At 48.3% G+C, this 22,119-nt stretch carries 21 protein-coding genes; 3 read left to right on the top strand and 18 right to left on the bottom strand.

Translation table 11 applies throughout. From position 1 onward, the window contains the following. Positions 1-105 precede the first annotated feature (105 nt). From BLS03_RS14990 to rsxA, 18 genes are all read right to left on the bottom strand, one after another. Entirely contained in the window at positions 106-1,569 is a 1,464-nt protein-coding gene (locus tag BLS03_RS14990) for a sigma-54 dependent transcriptional regulator (RefSeq protein ID WP_093275595.1), read from the bottom strand. A gap of 239 nt (positions 1,570-1,808) precedes the next feature. Next, positions 1,809-2,219: a flagellar export chaperone FliS gene (gene fliS / locus BLS03_RS14985; RefSeq protein ID WP_093275591.1), complete on the bottom strand. Its 411-nt coding sequence runs from the start codon at positions 2,217-2,219 to the stop codon at positions 1,809-1,811. 12 nt (positions 2,220-2,231) lie between these two features. Further along, positions 2,232-2,555 carry a flagellar protein FliT gene (fliT, locus tag BLS03_RS14980; protein ID WP_093275589.1) on the bottom strand — a complete coding sequence of 108 codons (324 nt, stop codon included), beginning with the start codon at positions 2,553-2,555 and terminating at the stop codon, positions 2,232-2,234. After that, entirely contained in the window at positions 2,542-4,542 is a 2,001-nt protein-coding gene (fliD, locus tag BLS03_RS14975; protein WP_093275586.1) for a flagellar filament capping protein FliD, read from the bottom strand. The genes fliT and fliD overlap by 14 nt, the downstream gene beginning before the upstream one ends. 27 nt (positions 4,543-4,569) lie before the next feature. Continuing rightward, the gene (gene flaG, locus BLS03_RS14970; protein WP_093275581.1) at positions 4,570-4,998 is read right to left on the bottom strand and encodes a flagellar protein FlaG; all 429 of its coding nucleotides are present in this window, start codon (positions 4,996-4,998) and stop codon (positions 4,570-4,572) included. Positions 4,999-5,074: 76 nt separating this feature from the next. Next, complete coding sequence (locus tag BLS03_RS14965; protein WP_093275578.1) at positions 5,075-6,208, bottom strand: flagellin; 1,134 nt, start codon at positions 6,206-6,208, stop codon at positions 5,075-5,077. A 263-nt stretch (positions 6,209-6,471) separates the two neighbouring features. Beyond that, positions 6,472-7,605 (bottom strand): flagellin, encoded by a 1,134-nt coding sequence (locus tag BLS03_RS14960; protein ID WP_093275574.1) that lies wholly within the window; start codon positions 7,603-7,605, stop codon positions 6,472-6,474. Positions 7,606-7,845: 240 nt separating this feature from the next. Further along, complete coding sequence (locus BLS03_RS14955) at positions 7,846-8,979, bottom strand: flagellin (RefSeq protein WP_093275572.1); 1,134 nt, start codon at positions 8,977-8,979, stop codon at positions 7,846-7,848. Between the two features lie 201 nt (positions 8,980-9,180). Then, positions 9,181-10,086: a Dyp-type peroxidase gene (locus tag BLS03_RS14950; RefSeq protein ID WP_093275569.1), complete on the bottom strand. Its 906-nt coding sequence runs from the start codon at positions 10,084-10,086 to the stop codon at positions 9,181-9,183. A gap of 125 nt (positions 10,087-10,211) precedes the next feature. Then, complete coding sequence (locus tag BLS03_RS14945; RefSeq protein WP_093275568.1) at positions 10,212-10,670, bottom strand: DUF2919 domain-containing protein; 459 nt, start codon at positions 10,668-10,670, stop codon at positions 10,212-10,214. Positions 10,671-10,961: 291 nt separating this feature from the next. After that, positions 10,962-11,495, bottom strand: coding sequence for a flavodoxin (locus BLS03_RS14940; protein ID WP_093275565.1), 534 nt, complete (start codon positions 11,493-11,495; stop codon positions 10,962-10,964). A 175-nt stretch (positions 11,496-11,670) separates the two neighbouring features. Continuing rightward, a complete protein-coding gene (locus BLS03_RS14935; protein ID WP_093275562.1) occupies positions 11,671-11,928 on the bottom strand; it encodes an RnfH family protein in 258 nt (85 codons plus the stop codon). Continuing rightward, on the bottom strand, positions 11,918-12,637 hold the full coding sequence (locus BLS03_RS14930; RefSeq protein WP_245696707.1) for an electron transport complex subunit E: 720 nt from the start codon (positions 12,635-12,637) through the stop codon (positions 11,918-11,920). Before BLS03_RS14930 ends, BLS03_RS14935 begins: the two co-directional genes overlap by 11 nt. Continuing rightward, positions 12,630-13,313: an RnfABCDGE type electron transport complex subunit G gene (locus tag BLS03_RS14925; RefSeq protein ID WP_093275560.1), complete on the bottom strand. Its 684-nt coding sequence runs from the start codon at positions 13,311-13,313 to the stop codon at positions 12,630-12,632. Before BLS03_RS14925 ends, BLS03_RS14930 begins: the two co-directional genes overlap by 8 nt. A gap of 1 nt (position 13,314) precedes the next feature. Beyond that, positions 13,315-14,304 (bottom strand): RnfABCDGE type electron transport complex subunit D, encoded by a 990-nt coding sequence (locus BLS03_RS14920; protein ID WP_093275558.1) that lies wholly within the window; start codon positions 14,302-14,304, stop codon positions 13,315-13,317. Then, the gene (gene rsxC / locus BLS03_RS14915; protein ID WP_093275556.1) at positions 14,301-15,818 is read right to left on the bottom strand and encodes an electron transport complex subunit RsxC; all 1,518 of its coding nucleotides are present in this window, start codon (positions 15,816-15,818) and stop codon (positions 14,301-14,303) included. Before rsxC ends, BLS03_RS14920 begins: the two co-directional genes overlap by 4 nt. 5 nt (positions 15,819-15,823) lie before the next feature. Next, positions 15,824-16,345 (bottom strand): RnfABCDGE type electron transport complex subunit B, encoded by a 522-nt coding sequence (locus BLS03_RS14910; protein ID WP_093275554.1) that lies wholly within the window; start codon positions 16,343-16,345, stop codon positions 15,824-15,826. A 24-nt stretch (positions 16,346-16,369) separates the two neighbouring features. Next, entirely contained in the window at positions 16,370-16,945 is a 576-nt protein-coding gene (gene rsxA, locus BLS03_RS14905; RefSeq protein WP_342720444.1) for an electron transport complex subunit RsxA, read from the bottom strand. A gap of 339 nt (positions 16,946-17,284) precedes the next feature. On the opposite strand from rsxA, the gene nifL reads away from it, so the two are divergent. From nifL to nifB, 3 genes are all read left to right on the top strand, one after another. After that, a complete protein-coding gene (nifL, locus tag BLS03_RS14900; RefSeq protein WP_176765608.1) occupies positions 17,285-18,892 on the top strand; it encodes a nitrogen fixation negative regulator NifL in 1,608 nt (535 codons plus the stop codon). Next, positions 18,892-20,508 carry a nif-specific transcriptional activator NifA gene (gene nifA / locus BLS03_RS14895; RefSeq protein WP_093275547.1) on the top strand — a complete coding sequence of 539 codons (1,617 nt, stop codon included), beginning with the start codon at positions 18,892-18,894 and terminating at the stop codon, positions 20,506-20,508. The genes nifL and nifA overlap by 1 nt, the downstream gene beginning before the upstream one ends. A 305-nt stretch (positions 20,509-20,813) precedes the next feature. After that, positions 20,814-22,109 carry a nitrogenase cofactor biosynthesis protein NifB gene (nifB, locus tag BLS03_RS14890; protein WP_093275544.1) on the top strand — a complete coding sequence of 432 codons (1,296 nt, stop codon included), beginning with the start codon at positions 20,814-20,816 and terminating at the stop codon, positions 22,107-22,109. The last annotated feature ends 10 nt before the right edge of the window (positions 22,110-22,119 follow it).

Raw genomic sequence — 22,119 nt, 5'->3', positions numbered from 1 at the left:
GCCTATAAAACTACAATAGGCTGGGATGCAAAAAGCACGCCAGCCTATTTTTGTTAAATATCAATAACTTAACTAAAGGTCAGTTTTTTGACAGATGACATTCGATTAACGGTGCAGGTTATATTTGCGCATTTTTTCAACTAAGGTGGTTCGGCGCATACCCAGCATATCCGCGGCACGAGCCACAACGCCACCCTGCGCATCCAGCGCTTGGTTAATCATGTTAATCTCAAGTTCTGCGAGCATCTCTTTAAGGTTAATCCCTTCTGAAGGCAGTGCTTGAGGAGCATTGCCATCTTGGAAACCATCGAGATTTTCCGAGTTAAATTCACCGGAGAAAAGGTCATGCAGCGCTGCACGCTCTTCTTCTTCTACTGTATTTGAATCACGGTATTCCGGTTGAAACTCTGGAATGTCGCTGTAGCGGTATTTGGTCGGCAGATGGTTGACATCCACTAAGCTATTTGGATAGAGAATGATCATACGCTCAACCAAGTTCGCCAATTCTCGCACGTTGCCAGGCCAGTTATGCTCCATCAACGAGTTGATCGCTCGTGGAGTGAAACAGATTGGCTGAGCCCCTTCCGCTTCCATACGCGTCATCAATTCTTGCAATAACAACGGAATGTCTTCGCGGCGTTCACGCAGCGCCGGTGTTTCGATTGGGAACACATTGAGTCGATAGTAAAGATCTTCACGGAATGAAGCATCGTTAATCATGTCTTCCAAATTACGGTGCGTTGCGGCAATAACACGAACATTGACTTTGATGGTGGTGTTACCGCCGACACGTTCAAAGCAGCGCTCTTGCAAAACGCGTAACAGCTTAACCTGCATTGGCATCGGCATATCGCCGATTTCATCCAAAAACAGCGTGCCGCCTTCTGCGAGTTCAAAGCGTCCTTTACGTGCAGTAATCGCCCCGGTAAATGCCCCTTTCTCATGACCAAACAGTTCACTTTCCAGTAAGTCAGGAGGAATGGCACCACAGTTAATCGGCACAAATGGCCCGCCGCGGCGTGGAGAATGATAATGAATGTTGCGCGCGACCACTTCTTTACCCGTACCTGATTCGCCAAGAATCAGTACGTTAGCTTCAGAAGAAGACACTTGCTCAATCAGATGGCGAACATCTTGAATACCAAGACTTTGCCCGACTAAGCTACGAAACAGAGTATTTTTACGCGCAGAGGCAACAATATTGAGCCCTCTGCGACCAAGAAAATCTTTACAGTGGCGCAGTGCTTCACTTAATTGTGGGTAATTGAGCGGATACTCGAGCTCACCAACATAATTGGTGAATTCATCGACAGGATAAGAATGCTTACCAGCGATCAACAATGGAATATGATTCGCTTTAAATAATTTCTCACTCAATTCGGCAGTGAGCTGATCACCTTGCAAAGAGCCAATGATGCAGCCAGTCCACAATTGTGACCAGTCTATGTCGTGGATTTGATTCGAAGGGATCGCTTCGCACTGCTCTCCAACAAATTCTAATATATTACTGAGATTGGTACGCGCTTGAGCGTTATCTTCAATCACAAGTAGTTTTGCTAAACCTTGCATAGGTGAGATTGATCGCCTTAGTTTGAAACGCGGTGACTGAAATTTGTCAGTTGTCTATTTTCACTCTAACTATAGACATTACTTATAAATATCAGCAACAAAAAAAGCCACTAGGCTATAAGTGGCTTCTTATTCTATGTAATAAAAAAAATATGGCAACCAAGCCGTCGTTTGATGTGACTTTTAATCCAAACCGGACAAAAAATCGCAGCAAATTACGATCTTAAATCAGATTTTTCTTACACACCGACATCTGGAGCGGTCAAATTATGAAATTCGGCTGGAATCGCGTCCCAAGCAGACTTGATTTCGCGGATGATATCGATCACGTCATCGATAAACTGCGGCTCATTTTGGTGGTTAGCTGCGGTGATTTGCGTGATCATGAATTCGTAGAGCTGATCTAAATTCTGCGCAATATCGCCACCGTCATCCATAGAAAGACAGCTACGTAAGCTAATGATGATATCCAAAGCCTTACCAAGACGCTCACCTTTCACCGGAATATTGCCTTGCTGCATCGCAGCTTTACCTTGGATCAGACGCTCAATAGCACCCGCCATTAGCATCTGAACGATCTTATGCGGAGAGGCCGCACTTAGCTGGCTATCAACGGATACCTTCTTATAAGCCTGTAACGAACCACGCATAACTTTCCTCTTTTATAAAAACTTTTTGTACTGCTGTACCGATTTTTTTCCATAACGATACTTGTGTAACGCTTGGCCAAACTGATCGGTTTTTGATTGCATCAGTTCAACAATACGCTGAGTTTCTTGAACTGCCGATCGCCACTCAGGGCTCTCTGCAAACTTCGGGCTACTTTCAATGTAGCTCAACAAAGATTGCAATAACTGTTCCCTTCTATCGACAATCGCTAGGATTTCTTCAGTATTAATGTCGTCTAAAGCAAGAGAATTAGAAATTTCGTGATCTATGTCACTCAAAAGTACCAACTGCTCGGTAAAAGACTTAGCCAAGGGCATTCATCATTCCTGCCAATTGAGAGTGCATTTTACTGGTCGCATCCTGCATCGCCGAAAATTTGGCGTGAGTCCGCTTCTCTATCGTATCCATACGGCGGTCTAAGTTCGCCTGTTCATCTTGCAGACGATAAGTACGTTCCGTCATGCTTTTCTCGCGAGTTCGAATCGAGCCAGTGACACCGGTCATCGACTGAATCGCGTCTTCAACTTTTTTAGCGAAACCTTGGTTGCCGCCAAAAAAATCGCCCAACTTAGTAAAGTTATTATTGAGCTGCTTGTTCAACACATTGTAGTTGATTTCTAAACTGCCTTGCCGAGTGGTAGTAATGCCAAACTCAGTCAAGGTTTTCAGATCTGGCGGCGCGGTATCAATGGCCGATGTAAACACGGTTTTAAGTCGTGATTCAGCGCTGCGTACCACGCTGTCACCGGCAAGCGGACCTGCCGCACCAGTACGCGGGTCAACCCCACCTAGGCTTTGCGCCACTTGGTAAAACTGATTGTAAGCACTCACAAATTGCTCAATGTTTTGTTTGACCCCATCACGGTCATATTCCACATCGATTTCTGAAGCTTGCTTCGTCGGGTCAGTTTTGCCTTTAAGGGTTAAGTTCACCCCTTCAATCGCATCTTCAATCACGTTGTTATGACTGGAAAGCTTAGCGATACCATCAAGCAGCACTTCCGAGTCTTGACCCGCCTGTACTTGCGTCATGCCTTGATACGCTTGAAACGCTTGCTGGGCAGAATCGAGTTCCTGCTTGGCTTGATCGACACGTTCAAGGTAAGCGCGCTGTTCTTCAGGCAATTTGGCGCGCACCATTTGTTTGGCTTGCTCTGGGGTTAAATCCCCAGTTTTCACTGCGTCGTCGATTTCAGCCTGCTCTTTGGCAAGTTGCTCATCAAGCTTTTGCTGAGCTTCTTTTGGCGTCACATAGGAGTCGGTCAATGTACCGGACGCGGTGTTGCTCCAGCCAGGCACATCTTTTGATTTTTCGAGCGCTTTTTCATCAAGCTCAGGTTCGGGCTCGCGATAGGAGTCCAACAATGTGCCGGATGCAGTTTCAGTCCAACCTGGAATGCGATCTTCAGGTTTTAAATAGCGATTGGCATCAACGCCAGCTTTCGCTGCCGCAGCCACTGCTGTATCCGACATTTCATTGCCAGCAACGCCGGCTTTTTCTGCGTTAGGGTCGGCATTTACTGCCGCTTTTTGATTACTTTCTGCAAGCTCTTTATCGACAGACTTTGCCGCATCGATGTTTTTTTGCGCGATTTGATCGGCAACTTCTTGCTCCTCGGGCGTCAAAGGGGCAATCAGGTTTTGCGCTTCGCTGCGCGCTTTTTCTAAATCGCTAACCCGCTGCTCGAGCGTTTTATACTCAAAGCGGTGTAAGTTATTGCTTGCAGGTGCATCGACACGAATGCCGATTTGATGATCTTGACCAGACACGTTGGCCGCAACAATAAGGCGCGGGCCTTGCACATCATTGATGACCGAAGCGCGAACGCCTGGGTTGGATTTGTCGTTATTGATACCACGAACGATATCAATCAACTTAGAATTGTTGCGAACATCAACACTGAAGTCGCGTTCGCCGAGCGAAATTTGCAGCTTACCAGGCCCAAACTTGGCGTCTTCCGGTAACACGTCAGACGCCACTTTATGACTTTGAGCAAGCTGCAACACATCGATAGCATATCTACCAGCGATAGCTTCCGTTGTTGCGGTCGCCGACACAACGCCATCGTCACTTGAATCAACTTTTCGAGCGGCGAAGGCTTTATCTTGACGGAAATTAGCCATCAAGTTTTTCATTGTGTCCAGCGACTCCCTGAGCCGACCATAGGCACTGATGCTGGAATCAACTTTAGCCTGCTCATTGTCAATGCGTTGCTGCTTAGGAAGCCGCTCCGCATCAACAATTTTGCTGACCATGGAGTTGATATCCATGCCAGAATTCATCCCTATAGGGCCTAGACTCATTCAAATCACCTCAAAAACTTACAACGATTACACCTTATCATTCACTAACCCTGATGAATAACGGGCTGTCTGAACTCTGAGGCGTCGCAACACTTCGAGCATTTCCTCATCCGGGATCTGGCGAATAATATCGCCAGTTTGCGCTTCGTAGATGGTAACCACTTCTCGTCCCGATTCTTCATCGACTCGAAACGACAAGCCAGTATTGATTGAAGAGATAAACTCGTTCATCTGATCGACCAATTTTTGCCGCTCTTCACGATTAAGCCTTTCACGCATTTGAGTACGTTCAATGGCTTTATCAACCGACTGAGTAGCCTGTTCTGTTACCTCTGTTACTGCATTCCCTTCATTTTGCGAAGAAATACTTTGAGCATTATCGTTTTTCGAAGCAATTTTAGTGCCACTTTGTGAGCCGTAAGGCTGGACGTTCGATGTGTAGGACGATAATTCCATAACAATCTCCCTTCCACCTTTTAGGTCTGCAACATAAATATCGCTTGTCCCAATAAGCTCATTAAGAACCTATCGATTAACCTAATAAGCTTAGAGCTGCCGATGGTGATTGCTTCGCTTGCGCAAGTACTGACATACTCGCTTGTTGCAAAATTTGCGACTTAGTCATTTGAGTCGTTTCTTTCGCGTAGTCGGTATCTTTGATACGGCTACGTGAGGCGTTAACGTTCTCGTTAATGTTATCTAAGTTGCTGATTGCATGGCCAAAGCGGTTTTGGAACGCACCAAGCTCTGCACGTTGGCTATCTACCGATTTCAACGCGCCATCGATAACGGATACCGCAAGCTGAGAGCCTGCTACTGACGTTACGTCAACATCAGCAACCGTGACATCTTTTGCTGCGCCAAAACCAATTTCAGCACCCAGTGAACCGCCGACAGTGACATCACCTTGCACTTGTTGAGTCGAAGCAAACAGTTGTAATTTGCCTTCTTCACCAACAGACGCTTTGATGTCAGAACTTTGACCGTTAATGTAAGTCGCAAGCTGCTCGATATCATCACCCGCTTTCGCGTTGATGGTCAGCTCTTGCGCTTGGCCTTCATTATCAGTGTAGTTTAATGTGAAGTCAGTACTACCTTCAGACACTTTCCAGTCTGCAGATTTACCTTCCTCAGCGACATAAGCCTTACCGCCCATGTCAGTGGTATCAGAACGCATGTTACCCATTGAAAGCTGAACCGCTTCACCTGAGCTAGCACCGATCTGGAATGATTTGCTACCAAAAGAGCCGTTAAGCAATTTGTTACCACCAAATGACGTGGTTTCTGCGATACGGTTCAATTCATCATTCAGTGCAGTCACCTCTTCTTGAATCGCCACGCGCTCAGACTTAGAGTTCGAGCCGTTCGCCGATTGCAAAGATAGATCGCGCATACGTTGAAGAATGTTTGTCGTTTCGCCCATTGCACCTTCAGCGGTTTGTGCAATAGAGATACCATCGTTGGCATTTTTCACCGCCATGTTTAGGCCGTTACTTTGCGACGTCAAACGGTTAGAAATTTGTAGACCTGCAGCATCGTCTTTCGCGCTGTTGATTTTATAGCCCGAAGACAAACGCTCCATCGACTTTTGCATACCTTCAGCAGCACCATTTAGATAGCGCTGAGCGGTCATCGCCGACACATTGGTGTTAACGTTAATTGCCATATTGATCTCCTTTGGCATTTAAGGGTGATGCGCTTTCGTGTCTCTCACCTCACGTCGGCGCATCTCATTTCTCTCAATCCTGTAACGGCGGTGTGAAAAGAAGCTTTAGAAAAAAATTACATAAATTGCATTTTTTTTATTCAGGGGAGAAATTTTGCGATCAAGATAACGAATTGGTTAAGGGCCAAATTAGACAAAAAATGTATGAAATTCAGGCATAAAAAAATCCAGCCGAAGCTGGATTTTTCTAGGGTTTAAGCTGATTAGCCAAGTAAGCTTAGTGCCGCTTGAGGCGCTTGTTTGGCTTGAGCCAACACTGAGCTTGATGCTTGAGAAAGAATTTGTGACTTGGTTAGTGCAGTCGTTTCTTTCGCGAAGTCGGTATCTTTGATACGGCTCTTCGAAGCATTCACGTTCTCGTTGATGTTATCCAAGTTGCTGATCGCGTGGTTGAAGCGGTTTTGGAAAGCACCCAGTTGAGCACGGTTACTGTCTACATATTTCAGTGCTGAGTCGATAATCGCAACAGACTCTTGTGCACCACCAACTGATGTTACGTCGATATCATCAACCGTCACATCTTTCGCTTCGCCAAAGCTTAGCTCACCAGCCAGACCGCCAGAGAAAGAAACTGGACCTGCAACTTTGTTGTCGGCTGCGAACATTTGTAGCTGACCATCTTCGTTAACTGACGCTTTTACCATGTCAGTTTGACCGTTGATGTAAGTGGCTAACTCTTCGATATCGTCGCCTGCTTTCGCTGAGATGCTGATCGTTTGCTCTTGGCCATCTTTATCGGTTAGGTTGATAGTAAGGTCGTTCGAACCTTGCTGAACCGTCCAGTCTTTATCTTTACCATTTGCTGCATGGTAAGCTTTACCCCCCATGCCAACGTTATCAGAGCGCATATCGCTCAGTGATAGCATGACCGCTTCACCGTTGTCAGCACCGATTTGGAACGATTTAGTACCGAATGTGCCGTTAAGTAGCTTGTTACCACCAAAAGATGTGGTTTCTGCGATACGGTTTAGTTCGTCGTTTAGCGCTGTCACTTCTTCTTGAATCGCAACACGCTCAGATTTTGAGTTAGAGCCGTTCGCAGATTGTAGTGACAAGTCACGCATACGTTGCAGAATGTTAGTTGACTCGTTCATCGCACCTTCAGCGGTTTGAGCGATAGAGATACCATCATTTGCGTTGCGTACCGCGACATCTAGACCGCGACTTTGCACATTCAAGCGGTTCGAAATTTGTAGACCCGCTGCGTCATCTTTTGCGCTGTTAATTTTGAAGCCAGAAGATAGACGTTCCATTGAACTTTGTTGTGCATTGTTAGCGCTGTTTAGGTAACGCTGTGCTGTCATTGCTGATACGTTTGTATTTACATTCACTGCCATGGTGATTTCTCCAATTGATTTTCCGATGTATCCGGTTTCCGACGTCTCGGAAAACCAAGTAGTTCTCTCAAAGTTACTTTTTTTAACGGCGCGGGATTCAAAACCTTTAGAATTTTTTTTCGCTTTTTTTAAAAAAAATGTCTTTCGCCATTAGATCGTGATGAGTTGTCAATAAAGAACAAAAATTCGTTTTTTTTGCTAAAGCTTTATCGAACCCAGTCGATATGCTCGCCTTTGCGATTAGCCCAATAACGTCAGCGCCAAGTTTGGCTGCTGTTTTGCTTGAGCTAATATCGAGGTGCTGACCTGCTGCAGAATCTGCTGCTTGATCATTTGAGTAGTTTCTTTGGCGTAATCGGTATCCTTAATCCGCCCTTTAGAAGCAGCTAAGTTTTCGTTTACGTTAGATAAATTGTTGATTGCATGACCAAAGCGATTTTGCATCGCGCCAAGTTCTGCGCGGTGACTGTCAACATACTTAAGCGCGGTATCGATGACCGAAACCGCCCGCTGAGCGCCGCCAACATCGGTAATGTCTAAGTTATCGACCGCTTCGTAGCCAGTGACATTCATTTGCAGCTGACTTGCCAATCCGCCCGAAAACGACAACGTTCCTGACGTTTCGTGCCCGGCCATAAAGATCTGTAATTGACCTTTTTCATTCACCGAGGCAGATACTTTATCAGTTTGACCATTGATGTAGGTCGCAAGCTCTTCAACATCGTCACCCGCTTTGGCATCAATGTGAATGGTTTGCTGCTGACCGTTAGCATCGGTATAACTCATGATGAGCTTGTTCTGCCCTTGCGGGACCTGCCATGAACTGTCTTGCTGGCTAGCAGACACATAACTAAACCCACCCATCTCTAGAGTATCGGTGCGCAGGTTGCCAAGCGACAATTGCACCGCTTCACCGGAACTGGCACCAATCTGAAATGAAGCACTACCAAACGAACCATTGAGCAGTTTTCGCCCACCAAAAGAGGTGGTTTCGGCGATTCTATTCATTTCATCGTTTAAAGCGCCCATTTCTTCTTGTAACGCTTTACGTTCAGCAGCGCTATTGGAACCGTTGGCGGATTGCAGAGATAAATCGCGCATACGTTGCAGAATATTGGTGCTTTCCTGCATGGCACCTTCAGCGGTTTGCATGATTGAAATGCCATCGTTGGCATTGCGCACTGCAACATCAAGGCCGCGCATTTGCGATTCTAAACGGTTGGAAATTTGCAGCCCTGCCGCATCGTCTTTGGCGCTGTTAATCCGATTCCCTGAAGACAGTCGCTCCAGAGATTGGTTCAGCAAGTCCGTCGCTTTGCCTAAGTGGCGCTGCGCGGTCATGGCTGACACATTGGTATTAACAGTGATGGACATTCAGCAAAGGCTCCAAATGGATGAATGCTTTTATATCGGGGGCCTAGCGCAAATCTTTAGCATAAATTTATCGACAAGCGCGCCAAGGTCACATTTGTAGGCACAAAAAAACCGAGCCTAAGCTCGGTTTTTTTGTCTTCAGTTTCGCTATGATCGGCTTCGCGATCAATGAGCAATAAACAATACCCTTACTGACATCGATTATGCTTTGACCGTCAGCGCTTTGAATAGCTCTTGCGAAGGCGCAAAGAAATATGCCCCAGTTGCTGCTTGAGTAAAACGCAGCAATTGGTCAGTTTTGCCATCGGTCACGCCGTACATGCTGTCGAGCATGACTTGGAAGTTGTGCAGAGTATGGCAGTAGGCAATAAACAGCAGACCATGGTCACCACTGACCGAGCCGTAAGGCAGGCTATGACGTACAATTTTTAGCCCTTTCCCCTCTTCTTTAATGTCGACACGTCCCACGTGCGAAGCGGCTGGAACATTGTCTAGCTCAATGGAATCCGGTTTAGTGCGGCCAACCACTTTTTCCTGCGCCGCGACATTTAAGCGATTCCAGGCTGGCAGATTGTGCACAAAGCGCTGCACCATCACATAACTGCCGCCAACAAAGTCGCCTTCAGGCACAATCGCCACTTGTTGACGCGCTTCGGCTTTCGGGTTTTCGGTGCCGTCGATAAAGTCTGTCATATCGCGAGCATCAAGATAACGATAGCCGTAGGTTTCATCAACAATGGTGATGTCATCGGCAACAGTTTCAACAAACTTGCGCAGCACATAAAACAGTAAATCGTGGCGCGTTGAGTGACAATGGATCAGCACATCAACGTCAGTACTTGGCGCAATCACATCCCCTTGACCTAAGGTTGGAAAATCGATCAATTCACTTGGCGCAGGGCTGTTTAGCTGTTGCCAAAATGACTGGCTGAATGCCACTGACAGCGTTAAGTTTGCACCCGGCTGTTGGTTATTTGTGGTATCGATTAAGGTCGGCAAGGCTTGAAGTTGCTCTAGCACATGCGCGGCATTGTTCTTCACTTTAAGTAAGGTATACAGTGCAAATGGACCAGCTTCCGGCAAAATTGCACTTTGCGGTTGAGACATGACATTGTCCTCATTAATTTCTTATTAGTGCCAGTTTAGTGGCTTTCTACGATCTGGTATTGATTGTGATCAGTACCCAGTTGCTTTCAGATTGCGCCGACAGTGGTCTCGGGGTTATTCCCGAATTATTCAACCGCCGGCGTCTTTAAACTGTCACGCACGCTGCGGCTACGCATCACATACATGGCAAACCACACCAGCACCACCAGTGTGAGCGCATTGGGCCAAGTAAACGCGCCGTGACTTAATAGGATTTGATAACCCGTCTGCGCCAATTGCGCGGCGATGGAGATAAGCGTCACCGCTCGCGCGCTTGCGACCAAACGGTTGAGCCAAACTCGCTCTGGCCTGCGCAGGCTAATCAGCCACATAAAAATAATGCTCGGTAGCCCCAAAGCGAGGCCAAGATACAAAAAATGGTGATCGGGATAAACCGCCGCTAATATTTTGTTACCACTTTCGCGGCTGGCTCCGGCGACCACAAACACTACCCAAGCTTTAGCGAGAAATAACCATCCAAGCCACAGCCAGGTTGGGGCTTTGAGAAAGCCATGGCTGTCATATTGTTCTAACGCGTAACGCACACTGTTTTCTAATTGGGAAATAAAGGCTCTACGCTACCCAATTCAAACCCAAAACTCTAGTTCAAATTGGCAGTTTAAATCCGTCTCACGCACGTTGTCGCTGTTTTAGATAGCAATATAGATAGCGTGTGTAAACATTATCTTGTGTGTAAACATTATCGCGTGTGTAAACATTCTACGAATCGATATGTAAGGCCAAGATGGTATAAACCAACTAAAAAACGCGCAAGTGAGGATACCAACTCACTCGCGCGCCGCGTGCTCTTATGTTCAAGCGATGGAGAAAATAGCTTATAGGCCAAATTCCGAAGAAATTTGTTCAACCCAATGCGAAACACGCTGCTCGCTTAAGCTGCTTTGGTTGTCTTTATCAATCACTAAGCCGACAAATTTATCCTCATCGACCGCGCCAGATTCATTGAACTCGTAGCCATCAAGTGGCCAACTGCCGATAACGGTAGCACCTGCTTCAACCACGAAATCGTACAACTCACCTAAGCCATCGACGAATTCGTCTGGATAAGAAACTTGGTCACCCAAACCAAACAGAGCCACGGTTTTGCCTTCTAAGCTTAACTCTGGGTTGGCATCAAGAAACTCTGCCCAGCTTTCCATTTCACAATCCGCTTCAATCCCTGGCAACATGCCACTGCCCAGCGTTGGCGTACCCAGAATCAACATTGAATACTCGTCAAATGCCGATGCTTCAATGCGGTTGACGTTCAGTGGCTTGGCCGCCACATCACCCATTTTCTGTTGAATCATTTTGGCGATTTTGCGCGTACTTCCGGTATCGGTACCAAAAAATATTCCTACTTGAGCCATATCCCACTCCTTGATGTTGCTACAAAACTGTATGTTTAAGCCTGACAAACCAGCGCTACATTAAACAAAAATGCAAAACCCAAACCAATCATAAGACACTGATTTTATTAAAATTTAAAAATCAACAACTGACAATTACACCAACAAATCCGCGCTTTGTCGTAAAGCGTACAAATCAATCATCGTCATCTTCGTCTTCATCTTTCCAAGTGATCGGGCGATAAATTTCAATGCGATCGCCGTCATTAACTTGGGTGTCAAGTTGGCACACCTTGCCAAATACCCCCACTTTCTGTTTCTCCAAATCAATATTGGGAAACAGACGGATAATGTTGGATTGAGTGATCGCCGCCAACACCGTAGCGGGCTCTTCCATCATGACATCCATCCACACTTGCTCTTCAGGAAGAGCGTAAACCACACTAACTTTCATGTACGCCTCCATTCACCGATGGCTGTTTTTGGTCATTAAGTGCTGCTCGCTGCTGGGCACGCTTTTTCAGCAAAATTGCGCCTTTCTGCTTGAGCATTAACATGGTGCCGAGGATTAAAAATCCACCCGGCGGCAAAATCGCAATCAGCAACCCGCGATAATCAGGAATCACGGTAATCTCGAGAAAATGGAAGCTGTCGCCCAGCAGCAGACTGGCATTGTCGAACAGCTTACCGGTTCCGATGATCTCGCGAACGCCGCCCAGCACCACAAGTACCCAGGTAAAACCGATGCCCATTGAAATGCCATCAATCAGCGCCGGAATTGGCGAGGTTTTTGAGGCAAATGACTCAACCCGGCCAAGAATGGCGCAGTTGGTAACAATCAATGGAATAAACAGCCCCAGCACTTTATGCAGTGGATGCAAATAGGCGTTGAGCATCAGGTCAGTCATGGTCACTAGACTGGCAATAATCAGTACATTGACTGGAATGCGAATCGCGCGGCTAATGTAAGATTTGCTCAGTGACGCGAGCAGATTCGACACCACCATCACCGCGGTGGTGGCAAGGCCAAGGCCAAGTCCGTTGGTTGCGCCATTGGTTACCGCGAGCAACGGGCACAGCGCCAAACACTGGCTGAGCACGATGTTGTTATCCCATAAGCCGCGGCGAATCAGCTCAAAGGTGGATTCTTGTTGATTAGCCATGGGTATTCCCTCCATCGACTTGCGGCTGAGCGGCTTTTGCATCACCAGCAGGTTGAGTTTTTGCCTCAGCACTCTTTTTCAAATAAATCTGCTGCGCTTCCAGCACGGCATGAACACCTTTCACCACAGCGCGTGGCGTAATGGTCGCGCCACTAAACTGAGCAAACTGACCACCGTCTTTTTGCACCGCCCAAATCGGTGTATTTTCCAATGAATGGGCGTGAAAACTGGTGATCCAATCGGTTTTGATTTTCTCGATTTTGTCGCCAAGCCCTGGCGTTTCACTGTGGCTAAGCACTCGTACTTGTTGAATGACGCCATCGCTATCAACGCCAACCATAAATTTGATTTCGCCGCTGTAGCCTTCGACTTGCGAAGTGATCACCTGATAAGCGATATTGCCACTTGGGTCCTTGACGGTCAGAAACTGAAACTCTTCACCATCAACATCGATGGTTTCGGCGTTATCAAATAAGTCAGTACCGACTTCGACCCCCGGTAACACTTCCGCCACCGCCGCTTTTTGCTCGTTAAGATTCACCAGATTAATCACCGGCGCGGTATAGTTTGCGGCGACAATCAACAGCAGCGTCACGGCGCCAAACAAGCAGCCGAGAAACAGACTCTGATATGGCAACTGGTCGCGATTATCCCTTAATGCGTTGATCCACTGCATCTCACTTCTCCTTACTCGATAACGCTTGAGCCTCTTTACGACCAAACAGGGTTGGCTGAATGTAGTAGTCAATCAATGGACTGACGGCATTCATAATCAAAATGGCGAACGCCACCCCTTCGGGATAACTGCCAACACTACGGATCAGCCACACCAACACCCCGCAGCCCAAACCATACAATGCTTGGCCGCGATGACTGGTGGGTGAAGTCACCAAATCGGTGGCGATAAAGAAGGCGCACAACATTGCACCGCCACTAAACAGTTGAGTGTAAGGGGCAAGAAACTGCTCGGGAGCAAGTAGATGGGCGATCGCGGCAGGCACGGTCAAACCGAGCATAAATGTCAGCGGAATGGTCCAAGTGATGATGCCGCGATACAGCAGGTAGCAGCCGCCAAGGAGCAGCAAAATTGCGTTGGTTTCACCCATACTGCCCGCTTGATGACCAGTCAACAAATCCACCGTTGGCGTGCTATGCAGCGTTTTACTCAGCACGGTTGCAGCGCTGACACCATCAAAATGCATCCACTGTTGAATGTTGTCGATATCGACCATGGGCGTAATCCAGTGCGTCATCTCAACCGGAAAACACACCAGTAAAAATACCCGCGCCAACATCGCCGGATTAAATAAGTTCTGCCCAAGCCCGCCATAGGCTTGTTTGCCGACCACGATGGCAAATGCTGCGCCAATGACAGTCAGGTTAACCGGAAACTCCGGTGGCAAACTCATGGCTAAAATCAAGCCGGTGAGAATCGCCGAACCATCCAAACAGTGGCTGAGTTTACGTTTTTGCAGTGCCAGACACACCAGTTCGCAACCGACACACGCCAGCACGCAGGTGATCACCACCACAAACGCAGAAGGTCCAAATCGCACTCCACCAAATAGAGTTGCCGGCAACAGTGCCAACACCACTTCGTACATGATGCGGGTGGAGGAATTTTCGCTGTGCGCATAAGGCCCAGCGGCAGGTTTAAAGTTGATCATACATCACCTTCCTTGGCCTCAACGGCTTTACGAGAACTGCGGCGTCCAGCTGAGCGACCACCGCGTTTGGCTTTGGCTTCCTTAGCCGCCAGTTTGGCCTGCGCTTCGGCTTCCAAGCGTGCGGTTTTTGCCGCAGCCAGTTGTTTGGCCCTTTCGGCGCGCTGCACCGCCGATGAACGCTGATTGAGCACGCCTTTGGCGTGTTGGAAATACTGCACCAGCGGCAAACGAGACGGGCAGATATAGCTGCATGCACCGCACGACAAACAGTGCTTAACGCCAAGCTCTTCGGCTTTTTCAAATTCAGAAGCGCGGCTATTGGCGGCAATCATAAATGGCATCAACCCCATCGGGCAGGCGCGCACACACTGACCGCAGCGAATACACTCTTTGGATTCACTGTCACCGATTTCCTCTGACGTCAGCGCTAAAATGCCGCCAACGGTTTTGCCTACCGGAATATCGAGGTCAGTGATCACCTGCCCCATCATCGGGCCACCAAAAATAAGCCGCTCGCAATCCATATTTAGACCGCCACAAAACGCGATCACATCGCGCACACGCGTGCCAATTGGCACTTCAACGTTACATGGCTGATGAATGCCTTGACCGGATACCGTAATGAGTCGTGACACCAGCGGCCTGCCGTAGCGCAGCGCCTGATAAATCGCATGCGCCGTGGCAACGTTATTAACCAAAATACCAATGTCGCTGGCCAATCCGCCAAGCGGAACTTGCTGCCCAGTCAGCGCTTTGATTAAGTGCCGCTCAGATCCCATTGGGTAGAGCGAAGGGACGGAATGCACTTCGATGCTCGGGTCTTCACTGGCCGCATTGGTCATGCTCTCTAAGCTGAGCGGTTTGTTATCTTCAATACCCACCAGCGCTTTTTTGGCGCCTGCGGCGATCATTAACAAGCGAATGCCCGCGATAATCTGCGCGCTTTGCTCTTGCATTAAGCGATCATCACACGTCAGATACGGTTCGCACTCGCCGCCGTTAATCACAAGCGTGTCAACTTTGCTTTGGCGCGCGAATTTAGCTTTCATGCCAGTTGGAAAGCCCGCACCACCAAGCCCGACAATGCCCGCATCCAATATGCCGGCGATGATCTCATCGCTGGTTAAGGTCGCGATAGAACGGGAGTGATAATCGCTGCTCCAACTCAGATCGTTGCTGGTCGCCACTACGATGGTTGGGCTTTTCAATTTGCCCGGATGGGACGTAATGTGAGAGACGATCTCCACCACCTGACCATTGGCCGACGCATGCAGCGGCGCGTGCATTGGGCTTTTCCCAACCGCGATTTTTTGCCCTTTTACGACGTTATCGCCAACCGCAACCAGCGGACGCAACATTTCGCCGTTTGGCAATTGCAGTGAAAAATACAGTTTTTCCGGCATCAACACGCTGCGTTGACTGGAGCTTTTCGCCGTCAACGATTTGTAGGAACGAGGATGAATGCCACCACTAAATGGACGGAAAAACGTGGTTTTAGTATCAACAGAAATCATGGCGTTTATCCTCTCGCTTCAATCGGTTTTGGCCAGAACCAACGGTTAGCCGCCAGTTGCGGTGAGTAGACTTCGATGCAGCCTTGCGGACAGGTATCGGCGCATACGCGACACCCGGTGCACACATCGCTAACCACGGTGTGAACTTGTTTGGTTGCGCCGACAATCGCATCGTAAGGACACGCTTTGAAGCAACGCGTGCAGCCGCTGCAGTGCGACTCATCGACTCTCGCGAGCCAAATCACATCTTCGCCACCGCCACTTGCGGAAATACCCAGCACTTTGGCCGCCGCAAGACGAAATGCGCTGCTGGCTGGCGGACAGCCATCAACACCCATATCGCCACTGACCATGGCTTCCGCCGCTTGGCGACAACCGGCTTTACCACATTGACCACATTGGCCACCCGGCAAGAGCGCTTCAATTTCATCGACCAGAGGATCGCCTTCGACCGCAAAACGGCGCGACGCCACACCTAGGCCAAGACCAATCAAAGAGCCAAGCACAATAAAAATTACGAAACTCATTGTTCTATCTCCTATTCGCTTGGCTTACGCCATTCCCGCAAAACCCATAAACGCCATCGACAGCAATCCAGCGGTGATAAACGCAATCGGATTGCCTTGCAGCGCCTCGGGCACTCGGCTGAGTTTGAGCTGGTTACGCAACCCAGCAAACACCACGATCACCACGGTGAATCCCAGTGATGAACCGAGCGCAAACATGATGGTGCGAAAGAAACCGTAATGCTCTTGAACCACCAGCAGCGCGACACCGAGTACCGCGCAGTTAGTGGTGATGAGAGGAAGGAACACGCCCAGCGCTTGATACAGTGCCGGACTGTTTTTTTGAATGTACAACTCGGTGACTTGAACCACAGAAGCGATCACGACGATAAACGACACGATCTGCAATACTTCCAAATGCAGCGGTTCAAGAATCCAGTGTTGAAACAACCACGAGGCGATCGCCGCAATGGTGATCACAAACATGGTTGCAAACCCCATACCGAGTGCACTTGACAGATTTTTCGATACCCCCATAAACGGGCACAAACCTAAAAACTTAGCCAAAACCACGTTGTTGACAAATGCGGCACTGACTAACAGAACCCAATCATCCATAATCTTTTACTCCCATGCTTCCAAGTCAATTCAAAACAGGTGCTCACCACCTTTTGTGCTTTGAAAAGCCTTGGTGCATTAAGAGTGCCAATGCCCCAAAATGCATCACGTATAAAGACATTAACTGCATTTCATAGGGTTTTAACTGCATTTTCGCCGCAGTTGGACGCTACAAATTGTCACAAAGGTGACAATTTGGGTTGTGATCGGCATTCAGAATTGTCTTGGATCAAGCTCACTGCAACTATTCCCACAAGTAAAACAGGGATTTATAAAATTGGGAACGAATTCTGCTTAATAAGTAAACAAAGGACAGTTCGTGAACCAAGACAGGGAGTTCTCATGGAAAATTCAGCATTTCAGCGGTTAGCAACCGAGATACACCCAGCACTACTTAACGACATCATCGAAGAGATGCCTTCAGCGCTACTCGTCACCGATAAGCAAGGTTGCATTCGCGCGCTCAATCAAAACTTTACTCGCCTAACCGGTTATAGCGAAGCAGAACTGCTTGGCAAAAACTGCTCGATCCTCTCCTACAACCGCACCCCACCAGAGATCTATCAGAACTTATGGGAAACGATTAAGAATGGAAAAAAGTGGCGCGGTAACTTACTCAACAAAAAGAAAAATGGCGAAGTCTACATCGCCGATCTCTCGGTGTTTCCAATTTCCGGCAGCGAGCATTTAGGTTTCTACGCCATTCATGAAGATGTTACTGAGCAATTCACTGGCAACCAGCGTCTTTCCAATCAAAACTCGATTTTTGAGACCATACTCAACGCGGCGCCCGTCTCGTTTCTGATGCTCAACGACAAACTAGAAGTGGTGTTTACCAATAGTGGCCTAAAACAGCAGATCGGCGAAGGCAGTTTATACACATCACTGATGTCACAACTAACCGAAAGCATCAGTGAAACCATGATTCGCCGTTTGCCTAAGCGCATCCATCGTGGTCGATTAAATGCCAATCAGCGCGCAGAAAACACCCTCAATGTGGTCAATGGCGTTCCGCTGCCAAGCTCTGCGCCAGCGTTTAATTTTCAACGCGCTCGCTTTGATATCGAGTGTCGCGACAAAGGTGAATATCGCTGGTTTGAATGCGCCGTCGAACCCCTGACCCTCTCTCATGGCGAAACTGAGCACTTTTTCTCAGACCACGGCTCCGCTCATGCGATTGTCGTGATTCACGATCGCACCAAAGAAAAACGCTTTGTCGAGGAAAGGCGCATCAGCACCATTCAGCTACTCACCGCCGAAAGTAAGCACGTACACAGCATGCAAGAAGTGCTGATGGCGACCATTCATCAGTTGCAAGTGCCGCTTAACGTGATTGATTCGGCAGTCGGCATTTTGCGTAATCGCAATCACGCTTGTACTGGCCTTGATATGATGGGCGATGCGATTGCTCAAGGCTTTCATGCGCTGCAATACATTCAACACGCGATTCCTGAGCGGCCAAATGAGCCGTATCAAACCACCAATATTAACCAAGTGGTGCGCGATGCCTGCGCAATTTCAACCGACCGCATGCTTAAAACCTACATCGGCTGTGATCTCAACCTTGAAGCGACATTGATGTCGATTAACGCCATTCCTTCACGCTTGCTGCTGGCGGTGAACCAATTGGTGGATAACGCGATTGATGAAATCGCCAAATCGAATCCGGACGAACGCGCGATTCGCTTATCGACGTCGTCGAATCAAGATGAAGTGATGATCGTGATTGAAGACAGCGGTCGCGGCATTCACGAAGAGGACAAAAATAAGATTTTCGAACCGTTTTACAGTACCAAGTCGGCCACCCATAACGGCTGTCGTGGGGTGGGTATGTCGATTGTTCAACAGGTGATCAATGATCACCACGGCGTGATTGAAATTACCTCAAGCCACGTGCTTGGCGGCGCGAAAATCACCTTAACTTTACCGATACTCAGCGAGGTGAAGTAATGCATAGCTCAACCGATTTACAACTCAAAGAAGGCAACTTACTTGCCACTTTGTACAAGATAAGTACTCACCTTAATCAGAGCTTAGATTACCGCCACACCTTTCCGGCGGCGCTGAAAATTTTGCATGAAGAGTGTCATCTGCACGGTGGTGTGCTGACCATTAAAGATCCCCTGCGCGACATTATGTTGGTTGAATCCTTTCACGCGCCAGGCGTTGAAGAGCGTAAACGTAAAGGCGTGAGCTACAAACAAGGCGAAGGCATCATCGGCGCGGTATTTGAACAGGGCGATGCGATTGTGCTGATGAACCTTGGCAGCGATATTCGCTTTACCGACAAGCTTGAGATCTACGACTACGATAAGCCGTTTATTTGTGTTCCGCTAAAAAGCGTCGACAAAAAAGTGATTGGCGCGTTGTGCGCTCAGCCAGAAACCCACAGCGAATCGCAAGTGCGCGCCCTGCACCACTTTCTGGAGATGATCGCCAACCTGATTACTGTCAACATTCAGCTTGCCTACAACATTCAGTCTGAGAAGAAAAAACTGGTCAATGAACGTGATGGCTTGCGCCGCAAAGTGCGTAAAGATTATGGCTTTCAATGCTTGGTTGGCCACACCAAACCAATGCGCGAAATTTTTGACCAAATTCGTTTGGTGTCACGCTGGGATTCAACGATTTTAATTCGCGGCGAATCCGGCACTGGTAAAGAGGTGATCGCCAACGCGATTCACTACAACTCGCCGCGCGCCAATCGGCCATTCATCAAACTCAACTGTGCAGCGCTGCCAGACAATCTTTTGGAGTCTGAGCTGTTTGGCCACGAAAAAGGTGCCTTTACCGGCGCAGTGAATCAACGTAAAGGCCGTTTTGAACTGGCCAATGGCGGCACGATTTTCCTTGATGAAATCGGTGAAACCAGTCCAGCGTTTCAAGCCAAATTGCTAAGGGTTTTGCAGGAGAAAACCTTTGACCGCGTTGGCGGTAGTGAGCCGATTATGGTCGATGTAAGAATCATCGCTGCGACCAACCGTTCGCTTGAAAATGAAGTATTGGCGGGAAATTTTCGCGAGGATATTTATTACCGTCTCAACGTGATGCCGATTGTGGTTCCGCCACTGCGCGATCGGATGGAAGATGTGCCGGAGCTGATTACTTTCATGCTTGAGAAACTGTCTGGCGTACAAAGCCGCAGCCTAGAACTTAGAGATAGCGCGCTGACCAAAATCATGAACTATTCATGGCCTGGCAACGTGCGTGAATTGGAGAACACCATTGAACGGGCGGCGATTTTAAGTGCCGACGGCATTATCGATGCCAATTTGATTCATCTCTCCAGCGTACCTAAGTTTAACGGCATTCACTCAAGTGAAGCGCCAGCGCCGATGATGTCGTCGTATGCGCCGCCTCCAGCGCCGTCGCCAAACCCGCTGCTGCGCAATAACGGCTATGGCGGCAAAAACCTTGAGGACGACCAAGATGAGCGCGCTCGCGTGATTGAAGCCTTAGAGCAAAGTGGCTGGGTTAAAGCCAAAGCCGCTCGGCTACTCAATATGACCCCGCGCCAAATTGCCTATCGGATTCAAACCATGAACATCGAAGTCAAACAGTTGTAAGCTTTAATGCTATTTAACCAAGGGTGAGGGTATTCTCACCCTTATTTTTTGCCGGTAGAAAAGCCATCTTTCGCCAATCAAAACATCAAACCTGGCAAGATTTACCATTGCACTGCGACAACCATGATTGTCGGTACCCAAGCGCTGTTGTTGGCTTTGTGACAATAGCGTCATTTTGGCAGCTACATTTTGTCGGCTTAAGTTTCAATAATATTAATTATCAATGTGTTAGACGAAATAATCCCAAGGCATAAGGTTTGCAACAGTGCTGGCATGGAGTGATGTCACTTTGGTAAGGAAGCCCTATGAATATAGAAACTGCTCAGCCAGAAAATAAAATCAAACACTTTATTGGCAGAGATACTCAAAAACGTATTGAAGATCATCCGTGCTATTCGAAAAATGCCGCTCAATACGCTCGTATTCATCTGCCTGTCGCGCCGGCGTGCAATATTCAGTGTAACTATTGCAACCGCAAATTTGATTGCAGCAACGAGTCGCGCCCTGGGGTGGTCTCTAACCTGCTCGAGCCGATTGCTGGTTTGGCTCGTTTCCACTCGATTAAACAGCGCATGCCTAACCTGACTGTGGTCGGAATTGCAGGTCCTGGAGATGCGCTCGCCAATCCAAAACAGACCTTTGCGACGCTGAAAATGGTGCAAAAGGCCGACCCGAGCGTCAAGCTGTGTATTTCCACCAATGGCTTAATGCTACCCGATTACGTTGAGGAGCTTAAAGACGCCAACGTGGATCACCTCACGATTACCATTAATGCCGTTGACCCAAACATTGGCGCGCGCATTTACCCTTGGGTGTATTACAACCACCAGCGTCATTACGGTTTGGAAGCGGCGCAGATTCTGCTCGACCGCCAAATGCTCGGATTAAAAATGGCCTGTGACGCTGGCTTGTTGGTTAAGGTCAATACCGTATTGATTCCTGGCGTCAATGATCACCACATCGCAGAGTTGTCGCACGAACTTAAACAGCGCGGCGCGTTTCTTCACAACATCATGCCGCTGATCTCTGAACCAGAGCACGGCACCTTCTTTGGGTTGAACTACGTGAAAGGTCCAAACGAACAACAGATCGCAACCGCGCGCTCCTCTTCATCACTGAGCATGCCGCAAATGAGCCATTGCCAGCAGTGCCGCGCCGATGCGGTGGGCACACTGACTGAATCTGGCGGCGGTTGTAGCTCAAAAGCAGGCAACAGCGAAGATCGCTATCGCGTTGCGGTCGCCACCAAAGGCAGCCAAATCATCGATACCCACTTTGGCCACGCGACGGGATTTGATGTCTACGAAATCGAAGGCAACGACATTCGCTTTGTTGAACATCGCAAAGCCGAACAATATTGCCATGGCGAAAGTGAGTGCCGCGAAGAGCAAGGCGAAACCCTGTTTGAGCGTTTAAGCGATTGTGATGAAGTGCTGAGCGTGCGCATCGGTATCACGCCGTGGAAAGCACTTGAGGAACATGGCGTCAAACCCAATGTCGACTTGGCGTACATGCATGTTGAGCAAGCGCTTGGCATGATTGCCGATGAGCAGATGAAACTCGCCAGCGACCAAAATGGCTCAGAGCAACAAGCAAGCTAAGGAGGCGTCT

The sequence above is a fragment of the Vibrio xiamenensis genome, from assembly GCF_900100015.1.
Lineage (GTDB): Bacteria > Pseudomonadota > Gammaproteobacteria > Enterobacterales > Vibrionaceae > Vibrio > Vibrio xiamenensis.
Note: the sequence above shows the minus strand (reverse complement) of the source record. Positions and strands in the feature narration are given on the sequence as shown.

Coding starts and splice junctions, on each gene's coding strand:
- BLS03_RS14990 (WP_093275595.1), bottom strand. CDS start 1,569: ATGCAAGGTTTAGCAAAACTACTTGTGATTGAAGATAACGCTCAAGCG.
- fliS (WP_093275591.1), bottom strand. CDS start 2,219: ATGCGTGGTTCGTTACAGGCTTATAAGAAGGTATCCGTTGATAGCCAG.
- fliT (WP_093275589.1), bottom strand. CDS start 2,555: ATGCCCTTGGCTAAGTCTTTTACCGAGCAGTTGGTACTTTTGAGTGAC.
- fliD (WP_093275586.1), bottom strand. CDS start 4,542: ATGAGTCTAGGCCCTATAGGGATGAATTCTGGCATGGATATCAACTCC.
- flaG (WP_093275581.1), bottom strand. CDS start 4,998: ATGGAATTATCGTCCTACACATCGAACGTCCAGCCTTACGGCTCACAA.
- BLS03_RS14965 (WP_093275578.1), bottom strand. CDS start 6,208: ATGGCAATTAACGTTAACACCAATGTGTCGGCGATGACCGCTCAGCGC.
- BLS03_RS14960 (WP_093275574.1), bottom strand. CDS start 7,605: ATGGCAGTGAATGTAAATACAAACGTATCAGCAATGACAGCACAGCGT.
- BLS03_RS14955 (WP_093275572.1), bottom strand. CDS start 8,979: ATGTCCATCACTGTTAATACCAATGTGTCAGCCATGACCGCGCAGCGC.
- BLS03_RS14950 (WP_093275569.1), bottom strand. CDS start 10,086: ATGTCTCAACCGCAAAGTGCAATTTTGCCGGAAGCTGGTCCATTTGCA.
- BLS03_RS14940 (WP_093275565.1), bottom strand. CDS start 11,495: ATGGCTCAAGTAGGAATATTTTTTGGTACCGATACCGGAAGTACGCGC.
- BLS03_RS14935 (WP_093275562.1), bottom strand. CDS start 11,928: ATGAAAGTTAGTGTGGTTTACGCTCTTCCTGAAGAGCAAGTGTGGATG.
- BLS03_RS14930 (WP_245696707.1), bottom strand. CDS start 12,637: ATGGCTAATCAACAAGAATCCACCTTTGAGCTGATTCGCCGCGGCTTA.
- BLS03_RS14925 (WP_093275560.1), bottom strand. CDS start 13,313: ATGCAGTGGATCAACGCATTAAGGGATAATCGCGACCAGTTGCCATAT.
- BLS03_RS14920 (WP_093275558.1), bottom strand. CDS start 14,304: ATGATCAACTTTAAACCTGCCGCTGGGCCTTATGCGCACAGCGAAAAT.
- rsxC (WP_093275556.1), bottom strand. CDS start 15,818: ATGATTTCTGTTGATACTAAAACCACGTTTTTCCGTCCATTTAGTGGT.
- BLS03_RS14910 (WP_093275554.1), bottom strand. CDS start 16,345: ATGAGTTTCGTAATTTTTATTGTGCTTGGCTCTTTGATTGGTCTTGGC.
- nifL (WP_176765608.1), top strand. CDS start 17,285: ATGGAAAATTCAGCATTTCAGCGGTTAGCAACCGAGATACACCCAGCA.
- nifA (WP_093275547.1), top strand. CDS start 18,892: ATGCATAGCTCAACCGATTTACAACTCAAAGAAGGCAACTTACTTGCC.
- nifB (WP_093275544.1), top strand. CDS start 20,814: ATGAATATAGAAACTGCTCAGCCAGAAAATAAAATCAAACACTTTATT.